This is a genomic window from Rhodococcus sp. WB9, from assembly GCF_007558985.1.
Lineage (GTDB): Bacteria > Actinomycetota > Actinomycetes > Mycobacteriales > Mycobacteriaceae > Rhodococcus_F > Rhodococcus_F opacus.
In genome coordinates this window covers 4246382-4261554 of record NZ_CP041769.1, presented here as the reverse complement: position 1 = coordinate 4261554, position 15173 = coordinate 4246382, and the positions used below count along the sequence as shown (strand labels likewise).

Here is a 15173-nt window from a genome sequence, read left to right as displayed (position 1 = left end):
CGCGACACCCCCAGGAAGGCTCCACACGTGATCCTGCTGCTCTCCACCTCCGACACCGACCTGCTCAGCGCACGCGCCAGCGGGGCGGACTACCGCTGGGCCAACCCGGCACGGCTGCTGGTCGAGGAGGATCTGCCGGGACTGCTCGACGGCGCCGACCTGGTGGTGGTGCGCATCCTCGGTGGCCGGCGGGCGTGGGAGGAGGGCCTCGACGCGGTCCTCGCCAGCGGACTGCCGGTGGTGGTCCTCGGCGGCGAGCACGCCCCGGACGCCGAGCTGATGGAGTGCTCGACGGTCACTGCCGGTGTGTCGGCGGAGGCACACAACTATCTCGCCGAGGGCGGCGCCGACAACCTCGCCCAACTGCACCACTTCCTGTCGGACACCGTGCTGCTGACCGGTCACGGTTTCGAGGCGCCGGTCCACCTGCCGAGCTGGGGTGTCGCGCCGTTCGCTCCCGACGGGAACCCGGACCGCCCCACGATCGCCGTTCTCTACTACCGCGCGCAGCACCTGGCCGGGAACACCCGCTACATCGAGGCGCTGTGCGACGCCGTCGTCGCGGCGGGCGGCACCCCGCTGCCGATCTTCTGCGCGTCGCTGCGCACCGCCGAACCGGAGTTGCTGAACACGCTGCGCCGGGCGGACGCGATGGTGGTCACCGTGCTCGCCGCCGGCGGCACCAAGCCGGCCGGCGTCTCGGCCGGTGGCGACGACGAGGCGTGGGACGTCGCCGCGCTGGCCGCGCTGGACGTGCCGATCCTGCAGGGACTGTGCCTGACCAGCAGCCGTGAATCGTGGGAGTCCAACGACGACGGATTGTCGCCGCTCGACGTCGCCACCCAGGTCGCGGTCCCCGAGTTCGACGGCCGGCTGATCACGGTGCCGTTCTCGTTCAAGGAGATCGACGCGGACGGTCTCTCCACCTACGTTCCCGACGCCGAGCGCGCCTCCCGGGTGGCGGGCATCGCCGTCCGGCACGCCCGGCTCCGGCACATCCCCGCGTCCGACCGCCGGATCGCTCTGATGCTGTCGGCGTACCCGACGAAGCACGCCCGCATCGGCAACGCCGTCGGTCTCGACACGCCGGCCAGCGCGATCCGGTTGCTCACCGAGATGCGGGCCGCCGGATACGACCTCGGCCCGGCGGACGGACCGGATTCCGTGCCGGGTCTCGCCGCCCAGGACGGCGACGCGCTGATCCACGCCCTCATCGCCGCCGGCGGCCAGGATCCGGACTGGCTGACCGCGGAGCAGCTCGCGGGCAACCCGATCCGGATCTCCGCGGCCCGCTACCGCGAGTGGTTCTCGGCGCTGCCCGCCGAACTGCGCGAGGGCGTCGAGGAGCACTGGGGGCCGGCGCCGGGCGAACTGTACGTCGACCGCTCACAGGATCCCGCCGGTGAAATCGTCATCGCCGCAATGCAGTTCGGGAACCTCGTGCTGATGGTGCAGCCGCCGCGCGGATTCGGGGAGAAGCCGGTCGCGATCTACCACGACCCGCATCTACCGCCGAGCCACCACTACCTCGCCGCCTACCGGTGGATCGCCGCGGACGCCGCCGCCGGCGGTTTCGGCGCCGACGCCGTCGTCCATCTCGGCAAGCACGGCAACCTCGAATGGCTGCCCGGCAAGACACTCGGCATGTCCGCGTCGTGCGGCACCGACGCCGCACTCGGCGACCTGCCGCTGATCTACCCGTTCCTGGTCAACGATCCGGGGGAGGGCACGCAGGCCAAGCGCCGTGCCCACGCGACTCTCGTCGATCACCTGATCCCGCCGATGGCCCGCGCCGAGAGCTACGGCGACATCTCGCGGCTCGAGCAGCTACTCGACGAGCACTCGAACATCTCCGCGCTCGACCCGTCCAAGCTGCCGGCCATTCGTCAGCAGATCTGGACGCTGATGCGCGCCGCCAAGATGGACCACGACCTCGGACTCGAGGAACGTCCCGACGAGGACGTGTTCGACGACATGCTGCTGCACGTCGACGGCTGGCTGTGCGAGATCAAGGACGTCCAGATCCGTGACGGCCTCCACATCCTCGGTGCCGCACCCCGCGACGACGCGGAGGTCGAACTGGTGCTCGCGATGCTCCGCGCCCGGCAGATGTGGGGCGGCGAGCAGAACGTCCCCGGACTCCGCGAGGCGCTCGGCCTCAGCGAGGACGGCGACGAATCCCGTACCCGCGTCGACGACATCGAGCAGGAGGCGCACGCACTGGTGCAGGGCATGCACGACGCCGACTGGAAACCGGACGCCGCCGACACCCTCACCGGCGACGCCACCGTCGCGAAGATCCTGCGCTTCGCCGCCACCGAGGTGGTGCCCCGCCTTCGCGAGACCGACAACGAGATCGCTCAGGTGCTGCACGCGCTCGACGGCGGATTCATCGCCCCCGGGCCGAGCGGTTCGCCGCTGCGCGGGCTGATCAACGTGCTCCCGACGGGCCGCAACTTCTACTCCGTCGACCCGAAGGCCGTGCCGTCCCGGCTCGCCTGGGAGACCGGCCAGGCGATGGCCGAATCGTTGCTGGACCGCTACAAGTCCGATCACGGAGAGTGGCCGCGCTCGGTGGGTCTGTCCGTGTGGGGCACGTCCGCGATGCGCACCTCCGGAGACGACATCGCCGAGGTCTTCGCGCTCCTCGGTGTGCGCCCGGTGTGGGACGAGGCGAGTCGCCGCGTGGTGAACCTCGAGGTGATCGACCTCGAGGAACTCGGCCGGCCGCGTATCGATGTCACGGTCCGGATCAGTGGTTTCTTCCGTGACGCGTTCCCGCACGTCCTGGCACTGCTCGACGACGCCGTCCGGCTCGTCGCCGCGTTGGACGAACCGGCGGAGAGCAACTTCGTGCGCGCACATGCGCAGGCGGATCTCGCCGAGCACGGCGACGAACGCCGCGCGACCACCCGCATCTTCGGGTCGAAGCCGGGCACCTACGGGGCCGGGCTGCTGCAGCTGATCGACTCCAAGAGCTGGCGCGGCGACGCCGACCTCGCCGACGTGTACACCACGTGGGGTGGTTTCGCGTACGGCCGCGGACTCGACGGCGCCCCCGCCGCCGACGACATGCGGACCGCATACCGTCGAATCACCGTGGCGGCCAAGAACACCGACACCCGCGAACACGACATCGCCGACGCCGACGACTACTTCCAGTACCACGGCGGCATGGTCGCCACCGTGCGGGCTCTCACCGGAAAGTCGCCCGAGGCATACATCGGCGACAGCACCCGGCCCGAGTCGGTGCGCACCCGAACCCTGTCGGAGGAGACGTCCCGGGTGTTCCGCGCCCGCGTCGTGAACCCGCGGTGGCTCGAGGCGATGCGACGTCACGGATACAAGGGTGCGTTCGAGATGGCGGCAACCGTCGACTACCTGTTCGGATACGACGCCACCACCAACGTCGTCGCCGACTGGATGTACGAGAAGCTCGCCGAGTCGTACGTGCTGGACGAGCAGAACCGCAAGTTCATGGAACAGTCCAACCCCTGGGCCCTGCACGGCATCGCCGAACGCCTGCTCGAGGCGGCCGAGCGGAACATGTGGGAGCACCCCGAGCAGCAGACCCTCGACGGCCTGCGGCAGGTGTACCTCGAGACCGAAGGCGAACTCGAAGGAGACTGAGCAACCGTCCGGCTCCGCGGTTCGGTCTAGCATGGGGCCGGTGACCACAGAATTCGACCGGGTGTCGTCCGCGAAGTACGTCCTGCTCACCACGTTTCGGAAAGACGGCACAGCGGTGGCGACACCGCTGTGGGCCGCCGCCGACGGTGACCGCCTGCTGATGTGGACGGTCACCGACTCCTACAAGGTCAAACGCATCCGCCGCAACCCGGAGGTGACGGTGGCCGCGTGCGATGCGCGCGGCAAGCCGAAAGGCCCCCAGGTTCCCGCCCGCGCGGTCATCCTCGACGCCGCCGGCACCGATCACACGAGGGACGTGATCGCCCGCAAGTACGGCATCCTCGGCTGGCTCACGATGAAAGGCAGCCTCCTGCGCCGAGGAAAGACCGGAACCATCGGACTCGCCGTCACGGCCGAGGACCGGTAATCAGGTCTCCGCTCGGCGTGGGCGGCCGTGATGTGGAACCTGTCCAGTGCTGGCGCGTGGTCGGTTGATCGGCAGCGCGCCGGTCAGGCAAGTGCGCGAAGGTGCTCGGCGATCATCCGCTGAGCGGTTTCCGGGGTATCGGTGTCCCCGAGCAGGACGTGCATCGCCGCGCCGTCGACGAGTGCGTGCAGGCGCATCGCCTCGGTGTCGACGTCGATGTCGGGCGCGATCAGGCCCCGCTGAGCGAGGCCGGTCAGGATCGCGGCGCAGGCACCGCGGAGTTGCCGTTGAGCATCGAGGGCGATGTCTTTCAGTAGTGGATGGGCGGGGCTTTCCGCGACGAGAGCGAGGTTCACCTCCATTTCGCAGCGTCGGCGGTCGTCGAGCGGGAGGACTTCGTCCAGCACCGCGAGGGCGCGCTGCCACGGGTCGGTGATCGACGCGTGGGCCTGTGCTCGTTCGCGGACACGCGTTGCGACGAGCCGCATCGAATAGGCGAGGAGTTCGGCCTTGCTGGCGAACACGTGTCGGAGCGATCCGCTCGAGATTCCGGCCTCGGCGGCCACATCGCGTACGGACACGGCGCCGATGCCCTCGCGTTGGATCACCCGCCACACGGCCTCGGCGATCTCCTGCTGCCTTCGGTCGTGGTCGATGAGCTTCGGCACCCCGCCATGTTAACACGGCCGTGCTAGCATGATGCCTTGTTGGCACGATCGTACTAACAAGTACTGGAGAGGCGGATGGTATGACGTCGCAACTGTCGAGTTCCCACCGCTATGCCGCACTCGACGTCATGCGCGGTGCGGCCATCCTGGGCACTCTCGCCACCAACATCTGGATCTTCACCAACGTCGAGGGGCTGGTGGGGTACATCGATGGCACCGGACGAGCCACCGGCGGCTGGGCCCCGGTGCAGGCTGTGCTGCAGCAGTTCGCGCAGGGCAAGTTCCTCGGCCTGCTCACCATCATGTTCGGCGTCGGACTGCTCATCCAGCAGCGTTCTGCGCAGCGACAGGGCCGGAGGTGGCCGGGCGGATACCCGTGGCGCGCGGGGCTGCTGATGCTCGACGGAGCACTGCATTTTCTGCTGTTCACCGAGTTCGACGTCCTGTCCGGATACGCCTTCACCGGATTGATCGTCGCCTTCATCCTGACCACCGGCATTCGCGCGCAACGCGTCTGGATGGCGTGTGCGGTGACCGTCCACGCGGCGATGCTGGGCCTCGTCGTCGCGGCGTTGTCCTCGGCGCCCGCGCGGGAGCCCCAGCCGCTGTCACCGAACCCCTATGCGGACGGCAGCTTCTGGGATCTCGTCGTCTTCCGCGCCGACCACGTGTTGCTGTTCCGGCTCGAGGTGCTCTTCATCCTGCCGCTGTCGATCGCCCTGTTTCTCGTCGGCGCACACCTCTACGGTGCGCGCGTCCTCGACCCGGACCGCGGCGACTTGCGTCGGCGCCTGATGGTCGCGGGCCTGGCAATCGCACTTCCGCTGGACTTCGCGCTTGGATTGTTCGGCGGAGACGCAGGCCTGATCCTCGGCAGGTACGGGACCGCTCCGGTGGTGGCGTTGGGGCTACTCGCCGCGATCGCGCACCGCTACGCGGGCGGACGCGAACCCGGCCCGGCCGGTCGGGCGCTCTCGGGAGTCGGCCGCACTGCGCTCAGTTGCTATGTGCTGCAGAACATCCTGTGCTCGATCGTCTGCTACGGCTGGGGATTCGGCCTCGCGGCCCGGTTGAACGGCGCCACCGTCGTTCCGGCGACCATCGTGTTGTTCGGTGCCGTCTCGGCGACGCTGATCGTCGTGTCACGCCTGTGGTTGCGGCGGTTCGATCGGGGGCCACTCGAATGGCTCACGCACCGGGGCTACCAGCGTCTCACCCGGGCGGACAGGAACGGTGTCACCGCGCCAGCAGTGTCGTCCATTCCTTGAACTCGAGGGCGTACGACGGTGCGGGCGTCGTCACGGAGGGGCACGGCTGTCGCCGAGTCGCCAACTCCACCAACGACTTCGCAGCCCGCATCACGCTGACGTGGTGATGCCGGGAGACGTCGAGTAACTCCTCGAACGCCTCGGCGTCGCCGTAACCGCGGGTGGCGATGAGGATGCCCTTCGCGGTGGCGAGAACCTCGCGTCCGTCGGGGTGACGGTGCGGAATCGGATGTGCGGGCGGTGCGGCCTCGAGTACGTCGTTCGACACTGTGATCTCCTAAATTGTGGTGCTTCGCTGATGTCTCGGCGCGGTCATACCGCTGCCACCATCAGGGCCGTGGCGAGGACGACGATCAGTCCTCCTGTCGCGGCGGCGAGAACTGAACCGGTGATGATGCCGATTCCGGTGGCGCAGACGAGGCAGACGAACATCGTCAGTGCCACGTCGGCGAGAGCGAATCGTCTCGTGACCTTGGTGTGGTCGTGGAGCAGTTCGCGGGTGGTGGTATCGGAGTGCATGAAACCTCCTGGTCAGACGGGCAAGGGACGTACTCGGCGCATGCGCCGGCCACGCGGCGCTACGGTGAGTTTCGGCCCCGTTCTCTGGAGACCTGAATATGACATGCGCGGCGAAACGGCTTTGGAGTGAGCAATCTCATATGCGCGATGTCTGCAGCATTTATAACGGAAACAGTACGGGCTGTCACCTAGACAAGCGTCCGCATAGGATCCGCGACTCAGAGCGCCTTGCTGACCGACGACATGTGGAAGTCGGGGACACGCAACGGCGGCATCGCGGTTCGGGTGAACCAGTCCTTCCATTCCCGGGGCAGCGTCCGCTCGGTGGCTCCGCCCTGGGTGACCCTCCGTAGCAGGTCGAGGGGGCTCTCGTTGAACCGGAAGTTGTTCACGGCGCCCGTGACCTTCCCGTTCTCGACGAGGTAGACACCGTCCCGCGTCAGTCCCGTGAGCAGCAGGGTGGCGGGGTCGACCTCCCGGATGTACCAGAGGGTGGTCAGCAGCAGCCCCCGTTCGGTCTCGGCCACCATCTGGTCGAGCGATACCGAGCCGCCGGCGTCGAGGATCAGGTTGTCGCCGGGCACGGTCACGTCGGCGCCGAATTCCTTCGCCGCCGCCCGCGGGTACGCGAGCGCGTTGACGGTGCCGTCACGGATCCAGTCGACCCGGCCCGCGTCCATCCCGTTGTCGAAGACGGACACGGATTCGGACGACGACCCGGTGACGACGAACGGTGTGTATTCCACGCCGAGCGCGGCCGGATCGGAATAGAGGGTGAGGGGAAGTGCACTCAGCTTCTCCCCGATGCGGGTGCCGCCGGGCGCAGACAGGGCGGAGTGCCCTTCCTCCGCGGCTCGGCCTTCCATGGTCCACATGAGATAGATCATTAGGTCCGCGACTGCGGACGGCGGCAGGATTGTCTCGTAACGGCCCGCGGGCAACTCCACCCGGTTGCGGGCCCAGTCGAGGCGTGTCGACAGGTCCTGGAGCAACTTCACGCTGGCCACATCCGTGAAGTCCTTGGTGCTGGTGCCCACCCAGGCGCTGGCGTCGCCGCGTTTGCCGTTGATCTCGACCGACCCGGTCGGCTGGGCGAACCGGCGCCGGATCCCGGTCGACGTGCCCAGCCAGGTCGTGTGCAGCTGGTGATGGGCGAAACCGTAGAGCTGGTCGCTGCCGTCGAAGCCCATGCTCAGATCCTGGGCGAGTTGTTCGAACGCGCCGATCTCGGTGCGCTCCGCCGAGTCGTCCCACCGCTCGTCGGTGTCGGTGCCGGTGAGCAACGGCATCGCGTCGGACGCGGGTGTGGCTGTGCGGGCGGCGATTTCGGCCGAGCGGACCACGCCGTCGATGTCGGCGGCGTCGACGGACGCGGACGTGACGATGCCGACCTTCGCGTCCTCGCCGACCCGGACGATCGAGATGACGGTCCAGCTGCGCGACGTCGACACTCCGTTGGTGGTCATCGAGTTGCCCGCCCACCGCAGGGACGCCTCGCTGGCATCGGTGACGATCACGATGGTTTCGTCCACGGTGGCCCGGGCGAGGACCTGCTCGACGAGTTGCTGCGGTGCGATCATCGGCCGCCTTCCGTCCGAGTGTTCAGTACGTTGACGCCGCGGAAGAGTGCCGACGGGCAGCCGTGGCTGACGGCCGCGACCTGACCGGGCTGCGCCTTGCCGCAGTTGAAGGCGCCGCCGAGCTGCCAGGTGGAGCGGCCGCCGACGGCGTCCATCGAACCCCAGAAGTCCGTGGTCGTCGCCTGGTACGCGACGTCGCGGAGTTGTCCGTCGAGTTTCCCGCCGCGGATGCGGTAGAACCGCTGACCGGTGAACTGGAAGTTGTAGCGTTGCATGTCGATCGACCAGGATTTGTCGCCGACCACGTAGATGCCGTCCTCCACACCGGAGATCAGGTCGTCGGTGCTGCGATCGGCGCCGGGATCGGGTTGCAACGACACATTGGCCATCCGCTGGATGGGGACGTGGTGGGGCGAGTCGGCGTACGAGCAGCCGTTGGAACGCTCCAGCCCGAGACGGGGCGCGAACGCCCGGTCGAGTTGGTAGCCGACGAGAATCCCGTCGGCGACCAGGTCCCAGGACTGGGTTTCGACGCCTTCGTCGTCGTAACCGACCGTGGCGAGACCGTGCCGCTCGGTGCGGTCGGCGGTGACGTGCATGATCGGCGTCCCGTAGCGCAGGGTGCCGAGCTTGTCGGGGGTGGCGAACGACGTGCCGGCATACGCGGCCTCGTAACCGATGGCGCGGTCGTACTCGGTGGCGTGCCCGATGGATTCGTGGATGGTCAGCCACAGGTTGGTCGGGTCGATCACCAGGTCGGTGACACCGGGCACCACGGTGGGGGCCTTCACCTTCTCGGCCAGCAGGTCCGGGATCCGGGCGAGTTCGTCGGTCCAGTTCCACACCCCGTCGCCGGCGACGTACTCCCATCCGCGGCCGACGGGGGGAGCGAGGGTACGCATCGTCTCGAACACACCGGCCGACTGGTCGACGGTGGTGGCTTCGAGTTGCGGATGCAGCCGCACCCGCTGCTGCACGATGGACGAGCCGGCGAGATCGGCGTAAAACGTCTGCTCCTTCACCTGCAGGCATCCGGCGGTGACGTGGTCGACGCCGTCGGAGGCGAGGAGCCTGCGGGAGTATTCGCCGAGCAACGAGATCTTGTCCGAGGCGGGAACTTCGAACGGATCGACGTCGTAATCGGACACCCAGCGGACGTCCGCGTGCACCGGTTCGGCGGCGAGTTCGACGTGCTCCCGGTTCAGTCCACGCAACGCCCGGGCGACGGCGACGGCCTGTTCCGCGGTCGCGGCGGCGGTCGCCGGGGTCAGCTCGGCATGCGAGGCGAAACCCCAGGTGCCGTCGACGACGACCCGCACCGCGAAGCCGAGTTCGGTGGTGTCCACCGCCGACTGCACTTCGCCGTCGCGCAACCGCAGCGACTGGCTGGTGAGCCGATGCACCCGCAGGTCGGCGTGCGACGCCCCCGCCGCACGGGCGGCGGCGAGTGCCGCGTCCGCCAGCGAACGCAGGGGGAGGGCAAGGAATTCCGGATCAACCTGTCGTGGAGCCGTCACCTGGACCACCGTAGTCGGTCGCTCAGCCGAATTGCTGCCAACCCAACCGGATCACCATCGCGATCACCACGATCAGCAGGGTGATCCGGACGAATCCGGCGCCCTTGCTCAGCGCCATCCGCGAACCGGTGATCGCGCCGATCACGTTGCAGACCGCCATGCCCAGGCCGAGCGCCCACAGCACGTGGCCGGCGGCGGCGAAGAACACCAGCGCACCGAGATTCGATCCGAGATTGATCACCTTCGCCATCGCGGCACTGCGAACGAATTCCGTGCCCAGGAACGTGGCGAAACTGATGATGAGGAATGTGCCGGTGCCCGGCCCGAACAGTCCGTCGTAGAACCCGAGGAGACCGGCGGACAGCAGGACGACCGCGATTACCTTCCGCCGTGTCGGCGGATCCTTCGCCAGCGTGGTGCCGAGCTGCGGACGGATCGTCACGAACACGGCGACGCCGACGAGCACCGCCATGATGAGCGGGATGAAGACGTCCTTGTCGATGCGCGACACCGTTGCCGCGCCGAGCGCGGACGCCACCGCCGCGAGCAGGCCGGCGGGAACCAGCAGCCGCCAATTCATGGGGATGCGGCGCGCGAACGTGACGACGGCGGCGGATGTGCCGGTGAACGCGGTGAGCTTGTTGGTGGCCAGCGCCGCCTGCGGCGTCAGCTGCGGTGCCACGAGAAACAGTGCGGGAATGAGGATCAGTCCGCCGCCGCCGACGACGGCATCCACCCACCCGGCTGCCGTCGCAGCGGTGAGAAGAAGCGCCCAGTCACCCACATTCATGGTGCAGACTCAACCACACCCACCCCGAGGTACTTAGGCTGTGCACATGCGGAGGTTCAGTCTGTGGCTGCGAGGAAAGCCGACAGTTGCGGACTCGATGTTGGCGGCGATCCTGTTCGCCCTCGAGGTGTTCGTGTTCACCGCGTCGGGAGACCGCTCGCCGTGGGTGCAGCTGGTCATGGGTTTCCTGCTGTGCCTGCCTATCGCGTGGCGTCGCAAGTATCCGCGGGCGGCGGCCGGTGCCGTTCTGGTGATGTCGATCACGATCACGTTCGTCAGTTACTCGATCGGAGACCTCGACGCCGAGCATCCCGGTCTGCTGGCGCTCGCCGTCGCCCTGTACACGCTCGTCGCCTACGTCGACCGCCGGACCGCCGCCATGTACGCGGTGGGCCTCGCAGTGGATTCGGCCCTGTCGATCTGGTTACTGGAACAGGAACTGCTTGCGGCCGGACTGTTCTCGGTCCTCGTCTTCGCACTCTCCTGGATCACGGCGGAGTTCCTCGGCGCCCGCCGGGCCTACGACGAAGAGGTCGCCGCGCGCCTCGTCGTCGCCGACTACGACCGGGATCGTCGCGCCGAGGACGCGGTGGCGGCCGAGCGGACCCGGATCGCCCGGGAATTGCACGACGTCGTCGCGCACGCGGTGAGCGTGATGATCGTTCAGGCCGACGGCGCGTCCTACGCCTTGAAGAGCAACCCCGACATCGCGAAGCAGGCACTCACCAACATCGCCGGCACCGGGCGGGAGGCTCTGGCGGAACTGCGGCGCACCGTCTCGCTGCTGCGCACCGAACCGGCGACCGACGACATGCCCCAGCACGGCACGGCCGGTCTCGCCCGGGTGGTCGACATGATGCGCAGCGCCGGACTGCCCGTGGAGCTCGAGCTGACGGGGGAGTTGGACGACATCAGCCCGGCGGTCAGTCTCGGCGTCCACCGGCTGGTCCAGGAATCGCTGACGAACGTGCTGCGGCATGCCGGAGAACGTCCGCGCGCGAAGGTGCGGGTGCGGCGCCGCGAGACGGACGTGCTCGTCGAAATCACCGACAACGGCAACTCGTCCGGGCAGTTCTCGCTCGGATCGGGCAACGGGCTGCTGGGGATGCGGGAGCGGGTCGCCGTGCTGCACGGCACCCTCGAGGCGGGACGGCAGACCGACGGCAGTTGGCGGGTCACCGCGGAGTTGCCGCTCGAGCTCGAGGACTGAGCGGCCCCGGCTACTCCGTCTCCGGTGGTGTCGCTTCCTCCGGCTGGTCGAGGACGCTGACGGTGACGCCGTAGGGAAGGAACCGCACCGACCGGTGAGGATCCGTGTTGTGCTTGTGCGCGCGGAGCGCATCGAGTTCGGTGGCATACACCTGCTCGACGCGTGCGACGCCCTCGCCGTCGAGCGTGTAGATCGCCCACACACCGTCACCGGTCTCACCCGTCGTTTCCGGCTTCGACGCGCCGCGCGGCGACCGGGCGAAGTCCGCGAACACGCCCGTCCACGGAATCTGAGAATCTGCCTGGTCCAGGAACCTGACGATCCGGTCCTTGACGCCCTGCAATTCCTCGCCGGCCTCACGGATCACGCGGTCGAGATCGTCGGGATCGAACCCGAACGGCCTGTTGTCGCCCATCACTGTCTCCTGACTTCGGCGGGACACCTCCAGTGTGGCCGCGGATGCCGATCGGCGCCACGACGGTCCGCCGACCGGCATCCGCGCCGACGACCAGGGCTGCCTCCCGCTGGTCCTCAGGCGTCCGGTGCCGTGTAGACGCGATCACCGCCCACATAGGTCAGGACGGCCCGGGTCTCGCCGATCGCGTCGGCGGTTCCGGTGAACGGATCCCGGTCGAGGACCACCAGGTCGGCGAGCCTGCCCACCTCGATGCTCCCCGTGTCGTCGAGGTGGTTCACGTACGCGGACCCGGCGGTGTACGCGGTGAGTGCGGCCGTGAGGTCGATTCGCTGCTCCGGGAGGAACACCGGGCGTCCCTGCCCGTCCCGGCCCGGCAGCACGCGATTGACCGCGACATGGATGCCGTGGATCGGGTCGGCGCTGCTGACCGGCCAGTCGCTGCCGGCTGCCAGCGTTGCGCCCGAGCGCAGCAGGGAACCGAAGGGGTACTGCCGGTGGGAGCGTTCGTCCCCGAGGAAGGGGATGGTGAGTTCGTCCATCTGCGGCTCATGGGCTGCCCACAGCGGTTGCATGTTGGCCGTGACGCCGAGCGCGCGGAAACGGGGGATATCGCCCGGGTCCACGACCTGCAGGTGGGCGAGGTGCGGCCGGGTGTCGCGGAATCCGTTCGTCGTCCGAGCGGCGTCGACCGCGTCGAGCGCATCCCGCACGGCCCGGTCGTCGAGCGCGTGGAAGTGCACCTGAAATCCGAGGGCGTCGAGTTCGGTGACGTAGCCGCGCAGCTCGTCCGGGTCGACGAAGCTGGTCCCGGAATGGGCTGTCGCGCAGCCGCATCCATCCAGATACGGGGAGATCATGGCCGCGGTGCGGGATTCGGCGACACCATCGAGCATGATCTTCACGGTGTCGGCCCGCATCCTCCCGACGCGGAGAAGGGACCGTCGCCGGAGCAGGTCGGGGACCTGCTCGGCGCGCCGATCGCGATCCCACCACAGGCGCCCGCAACCCGCGCGGTGAGGGAGCCGTCACCGGCCGCGGTCAGGTAGGCATCGGAGACATCGGAGATCCCGGAGGTGTCGCCGAGTAGCGCGTCCTGCCACGCGGTGATGCCGAGCGAATGCAGGTGCCGCTGGGCGTGGAGCAGCGCCTTCAGCCGGTCGTCGGGGGTGTGCTGCGGGGTGTGGCAGCCGACCAGCTCCATCGCAGACTCCTGGAGCATGCCGGTCGGCGCGCCGTCGGCGTCGCGTTCGATACGTCCGCCGACGGGATCGGGGGTGTCTCGAGTGATGCCCGCGAGGTCCAGAGCTCTCGTGTTGGCCCATGCTCCGTGATGGTCGCGGTTGGGCAGAAACACCGGCCGATCCCGCACGACGGTGCCGAGGAGTTGCGCGGTGGGTGTGCCCCCGTCGAACGCCTCCATCGACCACCCGCCGCCGACGATCCACGGCAACTCCGGGTGTGCGCCGGATGTCGGGTCGGCGTTTCACCGACTCGGTGAGGCTAAAAAAGAAGTTCGACCCGGATCACGTCCTCACCCCCGGCTACGACGTCTTCGAGGGCAGACTGGGCGACGACGTCAGCCGCCGGCGAGCGGCACCAGGATGAAGTGGCCGGCTCCGCGGGCGGCGGAGAACACGTCCCAGGACATCGGGCCGCCGGGACCACGGCCTTCCTGGTAGCGGAGGTCGAATGCGGGGTTCACGGGTGCGAGCCGGTAGTCGAAGAAGGCGTAGTTCGCGCGCAGCAATGTGCGCGCCGGTTCGGCGGCCTCCGCGAGACGGGGCACCAACCGGTCCTCGACCACCAGTCCGCGGTCGGAGAATTCGTCGACGATGACGCATTCACAGAAGTACGCGAGGGTCCCGATCTCGCCGGGGGATCGCACCGGTGCCTCCCCGACGAGGGTCCCGACCGCCCTGCCGACCCGCTCGTAGTCCTGCGCGCTCGCCCAGTTGCCGAAGATGGGGGGTGCGTCCCACGGGAGACCGCTCTCGACGTCGTAGTACACGGCGCCGGCGCCCAGCACGGCGAGCAGGCAGGCCAGTGTGCCGGCGACGGCGCGGTCCGTGGCGTCGCGCGCGGCGCTCCAGTGGATGCCGGCGGCGAGGACGGCGAACATCGCCAGCGTGGTCGCGGGCGCCACGTAATACCAGTGGTACGGCACGGTGTCGAGCACGACGTAGGCGGCGTAGTAGAGAGCACCGGACAGTCCGAGCGCGAGCAGCGGCACAGGCACCGGTCGCCTCCCCGGCCTGGCGTACGAGGCGAGCGCGACGAGAATCAGAACGAGTGCGAGGGCCGCGGGACCGAATGCCGCCACGGTCCGCCACGGGTTGGACTCGAAGTACATGATCGGGCCGGTGAGGTAGTTGTAGCCGCCCACATCGGAGGCCTGGCCCTGCTTGATCAGGAAGGTGTCGGGCACAGCCGAACCGAGGACGATCCAGCTGAACAGGTACCACGGCCCGGCGATCGCGGCGAAGCCGGCGAGGGCGCGGCGCAGTTGCGTGCGAATCGCCGGTGACAGGGCGGCGATGACCACGACGAAGACGAGCAGGTCCAGACGTACCAGCGACGCCATGCCCGCGGCCGCGCCGAACCAGGCGGCCCTGCCTTCGAGCGCGAACCACACCATCACCGCGACGGCCGCCGGGATCAGCAGCACCTCGAGTCCGACCGCGGACAACACGAACGGGTTGAACACCACCAGCGCACCGGCGAGCACCGCCCAGACGGTCCCGAGGGCGAGGCGCCGGCACGTCCGCGCCAGCACCCAGCCCAACAGGGCGGTGACCGCGACGTTGAGCATTCCGAGCGCGAACAGGGGATCGCCCGGGCCCCACAATCGGGTCAGGAACGTCAATGCCCCGAGCACGAGCACGTTGAGCGGGGACGTCGACGTGTTCGCGGTCAGTCCGTGGACGATCGCCCACTCCCCGTGGACGGCGAGGTTCCTGGCGGCCGACAAACTGATGTAGGCGTCGTCCGTCAGGCTGCCGGAGACGATCCAGAACAACACGGCCGCCACCACCGCGCCGGACGCGGCGAGGATCGCCGGCGCCCGAAACGGGCTCGGTACCGGTGGTGGGGCAGACCGCACGAGCGGTTCGTTCAGCAATCCTGTGGACACCGCGACATCCTAGAGA

At 68.7% G+C, this 15173-nt stretch carries 14 protein-coding genes; 4 read left to right on the top strand and 10 right to left on the bottom strand.

Features of this window, described 5'->3' with window-relative positions:
* The first annotated feature begins 27 nt into the window (after positions 1 to 27).
* Together cobN and FND50_RS19545 are read left to right on the top strand one after the other, a co-directional pair.
* Positions 28 to 3630, top strand: coding sequence for a cobaltochelatase subunit CobN (gene cobN, locus FND50_RS19550; protein WP_144286779.1), 3603 nt, complete (start codon positions 28 to 30; stop codon positions 3628 to 3630).
* Between the two features lie 31 nt (positions 3631 to 3661).
* A complete protein-coding gene (locus tag FND50_RS19545; RefSeq protein WP_144286778.1) occupies positions 3662 to 4057 on the top strand; it encodes a PPOX class F420-dependent oxidoreductase in 396 nt (131 codons plus the stop codon).
* Positions 4058 to 4140: 83 nt separating this feature from the next.
* On the opposite strand, the gene FND50_RS19540 is transcribed toward FND50_RS19545, so the two are convergent.
* Positions 4141 to 4725 carry a TetR/AcrR family transcriptional regulator gene (locus tag FND50_RS19540; RefSeq protein WP_005573628.1) on the bottom strand — a complete coding sequence of 195 codons (585 nt, stop codon included), beginning with the start codon at positions 4723 to 4725 and terminating at the stop codon, positions 4141 to 4143.
* Positions 4726 to 4805: 80 nt separating this feature from the next.
* On the opposite strand from FND50_RS19540, the gene FND50_RS19535 reads away from it, so the two are divergent.
* A complete protein-coding gene (locus FND50_RS19535) occupies positions 4806 to 5993 on the top strand; it encodes a DUF418 domain-containing protein (RefSeq protein ID WP_144286777.1) in 1188 nt (395 codons plus the stop codon).
* On the opposite strand, the gene FND50_RS19530 is transcribed toward FND50_RS19535, so the two are convergent.
* The 5 genes from FND50_RS19530 to FND50_RS19510 all read right to left on the bottom strand — a co-directional run bounded on the left by FND50_RS19530 (position 5962) and on the right by FND50_RS19510 (position 10399).
* Entirely contained in the window at positions 5962 to 6267 is a 306-nt protein-coding gene (locus tag FND50_RS19530) for an ANTAR domain-containing protein (RefSeq protein WP_397494201.1), read from the bottom strand. The genes FND50_RS19535 and FND50_RS19530 overlap by 32 nt on opposite strands.
* A gap of 38 nt (positions 6268 to 6305) precedes the next feature.
* Positions 6306 to 6512, bottom strand: a complete 207-nt coding sequence (locus FND50_RS19525) for a hypothetical protein (RefSeq protein WP_144286776.1) — start codon at positions 6510 to 6512, stop codon at positions 6306 to 6308.
* A 218-nt stretch (positions 6513 to 6730) separates the two neighbouring features.
* Positions 6731 to 8092, bottom strand: coding sequence for a metallopeptidase TldD-related protein (locus tag FND50_RS19520; protein WP_144286775.1), 1362 nt, complete (start codon positions 8090 to 8092; stop codon positions 6731 to 6733).
* The gene (locus FND50_RS19515) at positions 8089 to 9609 is read right to left on the bottom strand and encodes a TldD/PmbA family protein (protein WP_144286774.1); all 1521 of its coding nucleotides are present in this window, start codon (positions 9607 to 9609) and stop codon (positions 8089 to 8091) included. Before FND50_RS19515 ends, FND50_RS19520 begins: the two co-directional genes overlap by 4 nt.
* Positions 9610 to 9631: 22 nt before the next feature.
* Positions 9632 to 10399, bottom strand: coding sequence for a TSUP family transporter (locus FND50_RS19510; RefSeq protein WP_005573638.1), 768 nt, complete (start codon positions 10397 to 10399; stop codon positions 9632 to 9634).
* A gap of 46 nt (positions 10400 to 10445) precedes the next feature.
* Here FND50_RS19510 and FND50_RS19505 point away from each other — a divergent pair, with 46 nt between their 5' ends.
* Positions 10446 to 11609, top strand: a complete 1164-nt coding sequence (locus FND50_RS19505; RefSeq protein ID WP_144286773.1) for a sensor histidine kinase — start codon at positions 10446 to 10448, stop codon at positions 11607 to 11609.
* A 10-nt stretch (positions 11610 to 11619) separates the two neighbouring features.
* Here FND50_RS19505 and FND50_RS19500 read toward each other — a convergent pair whose 3' ends face one another.
* The 4 genes from FND50_RS19500 to FND50_RS19490 form a co-directional block, all read right to left on the bottom strand.
* Positions 11620 to 12024 carry a hypothetical protein gene (locus FND50_RS19500; protein WP_037205128.1) on the bottom strand — a complete coding sequence of 135 codons (405 nt, stop codon included), beginning with the start codon at positions 12022 to 12024 and terminating at the stop codon, positions 11620 to 11622.
* 116 nt (positions 12025 to 12140) lie between these two features.
* Positions 12141 to 12944: an amidohydrolase gene (locus tag FND50_RS36865; RefSeq protein ID WP_260850518.1), complete on the bottom strand. Its 804-nt coding sequence runs from the start codon at positions 12942 to 12944 to the stop codon at positions 12141 to 12143.
* Entirely contained in the window at positions 12926 to 13477 is a 552-nt protein-coding gene (locus tag FND50_RS36860) for an amidohydrolase family protein (protein WP_260850517.1), read from the bottom strand. Before FND50_RS36860 ends, FND50_RS36865 begins: the two co-directional genes overlap by 19 nt.
* Before the next feature lie 126 nt (positions 13478 to 13603).
* Positions 13604 to 15157 (bottom strand): hypothetical protein, encoded by a 1554-nt coding sequence (locus tag FND50_RS19490; protein ID WP_144286772.1) that lies wholly within the window; start codon positions 15155 to 15157, stop codon positions 13604 to 13606.
* Positions 15158 to 15173 lie beyond the last annotated feature (16 nt).

Coding starts and splice junctions, on each gene's coding strand:
- FND50_RS19545 (WP_144286778.1), top strand. CDS start 3,662: ATGGGGCCGGTGACCACAGAATTCGACCGGGTGTCGTCCGCGAAGTAC.
- FND50_RS19535 (WP_144286777.1), top strand. CDS start 4,806: ATGACGTCGCAACTGTCGAGTTCCCACCGCTATGCCGCACTCGACGTC.
- FND50_RS19525 (WP_144286776.1), bottom strand. CDS start 6,512: ATGCACTCCGATACCACCACCCGCGAACTGCTCCACGACCACACCAAG.
- FND50_RS19520 (WP_144286775.1), bottom strand. CDS start 8,092: ATGATCGCACCGCAGCAACTCGTCGAGCAGGTCCTCGCCCGGGCCACC.
- FND50_RS19510 (WP_005573638.1), bottom strand. CDS start 10,399: ATGAATGTGGGTGACTGGGCGCTTCTTCTCACCGCTGCGACGGCAGCC.
- FND50_RS19505 (WP_144286773.1), top strand. CDS start 10,446: ATGCGGAGGTTCAGTCTGTGGCTGCGAGGAAAGCCGACAGTTGCGGAC.
- FND50_RS19500 (WP_037205128.1), bottom strand. CDS start 12,024: ATGGGCGACAACAGGCCGTTCGGGTTCGATCCCGACGATCTCGACCGC.
- FND50_RS36865 (WP_260850518.1), bottom strand. CDS start 12,944: ATGCGGGCCGACACCGTGAAGATCATGCTCGATGGTGTCGCCGAATCC.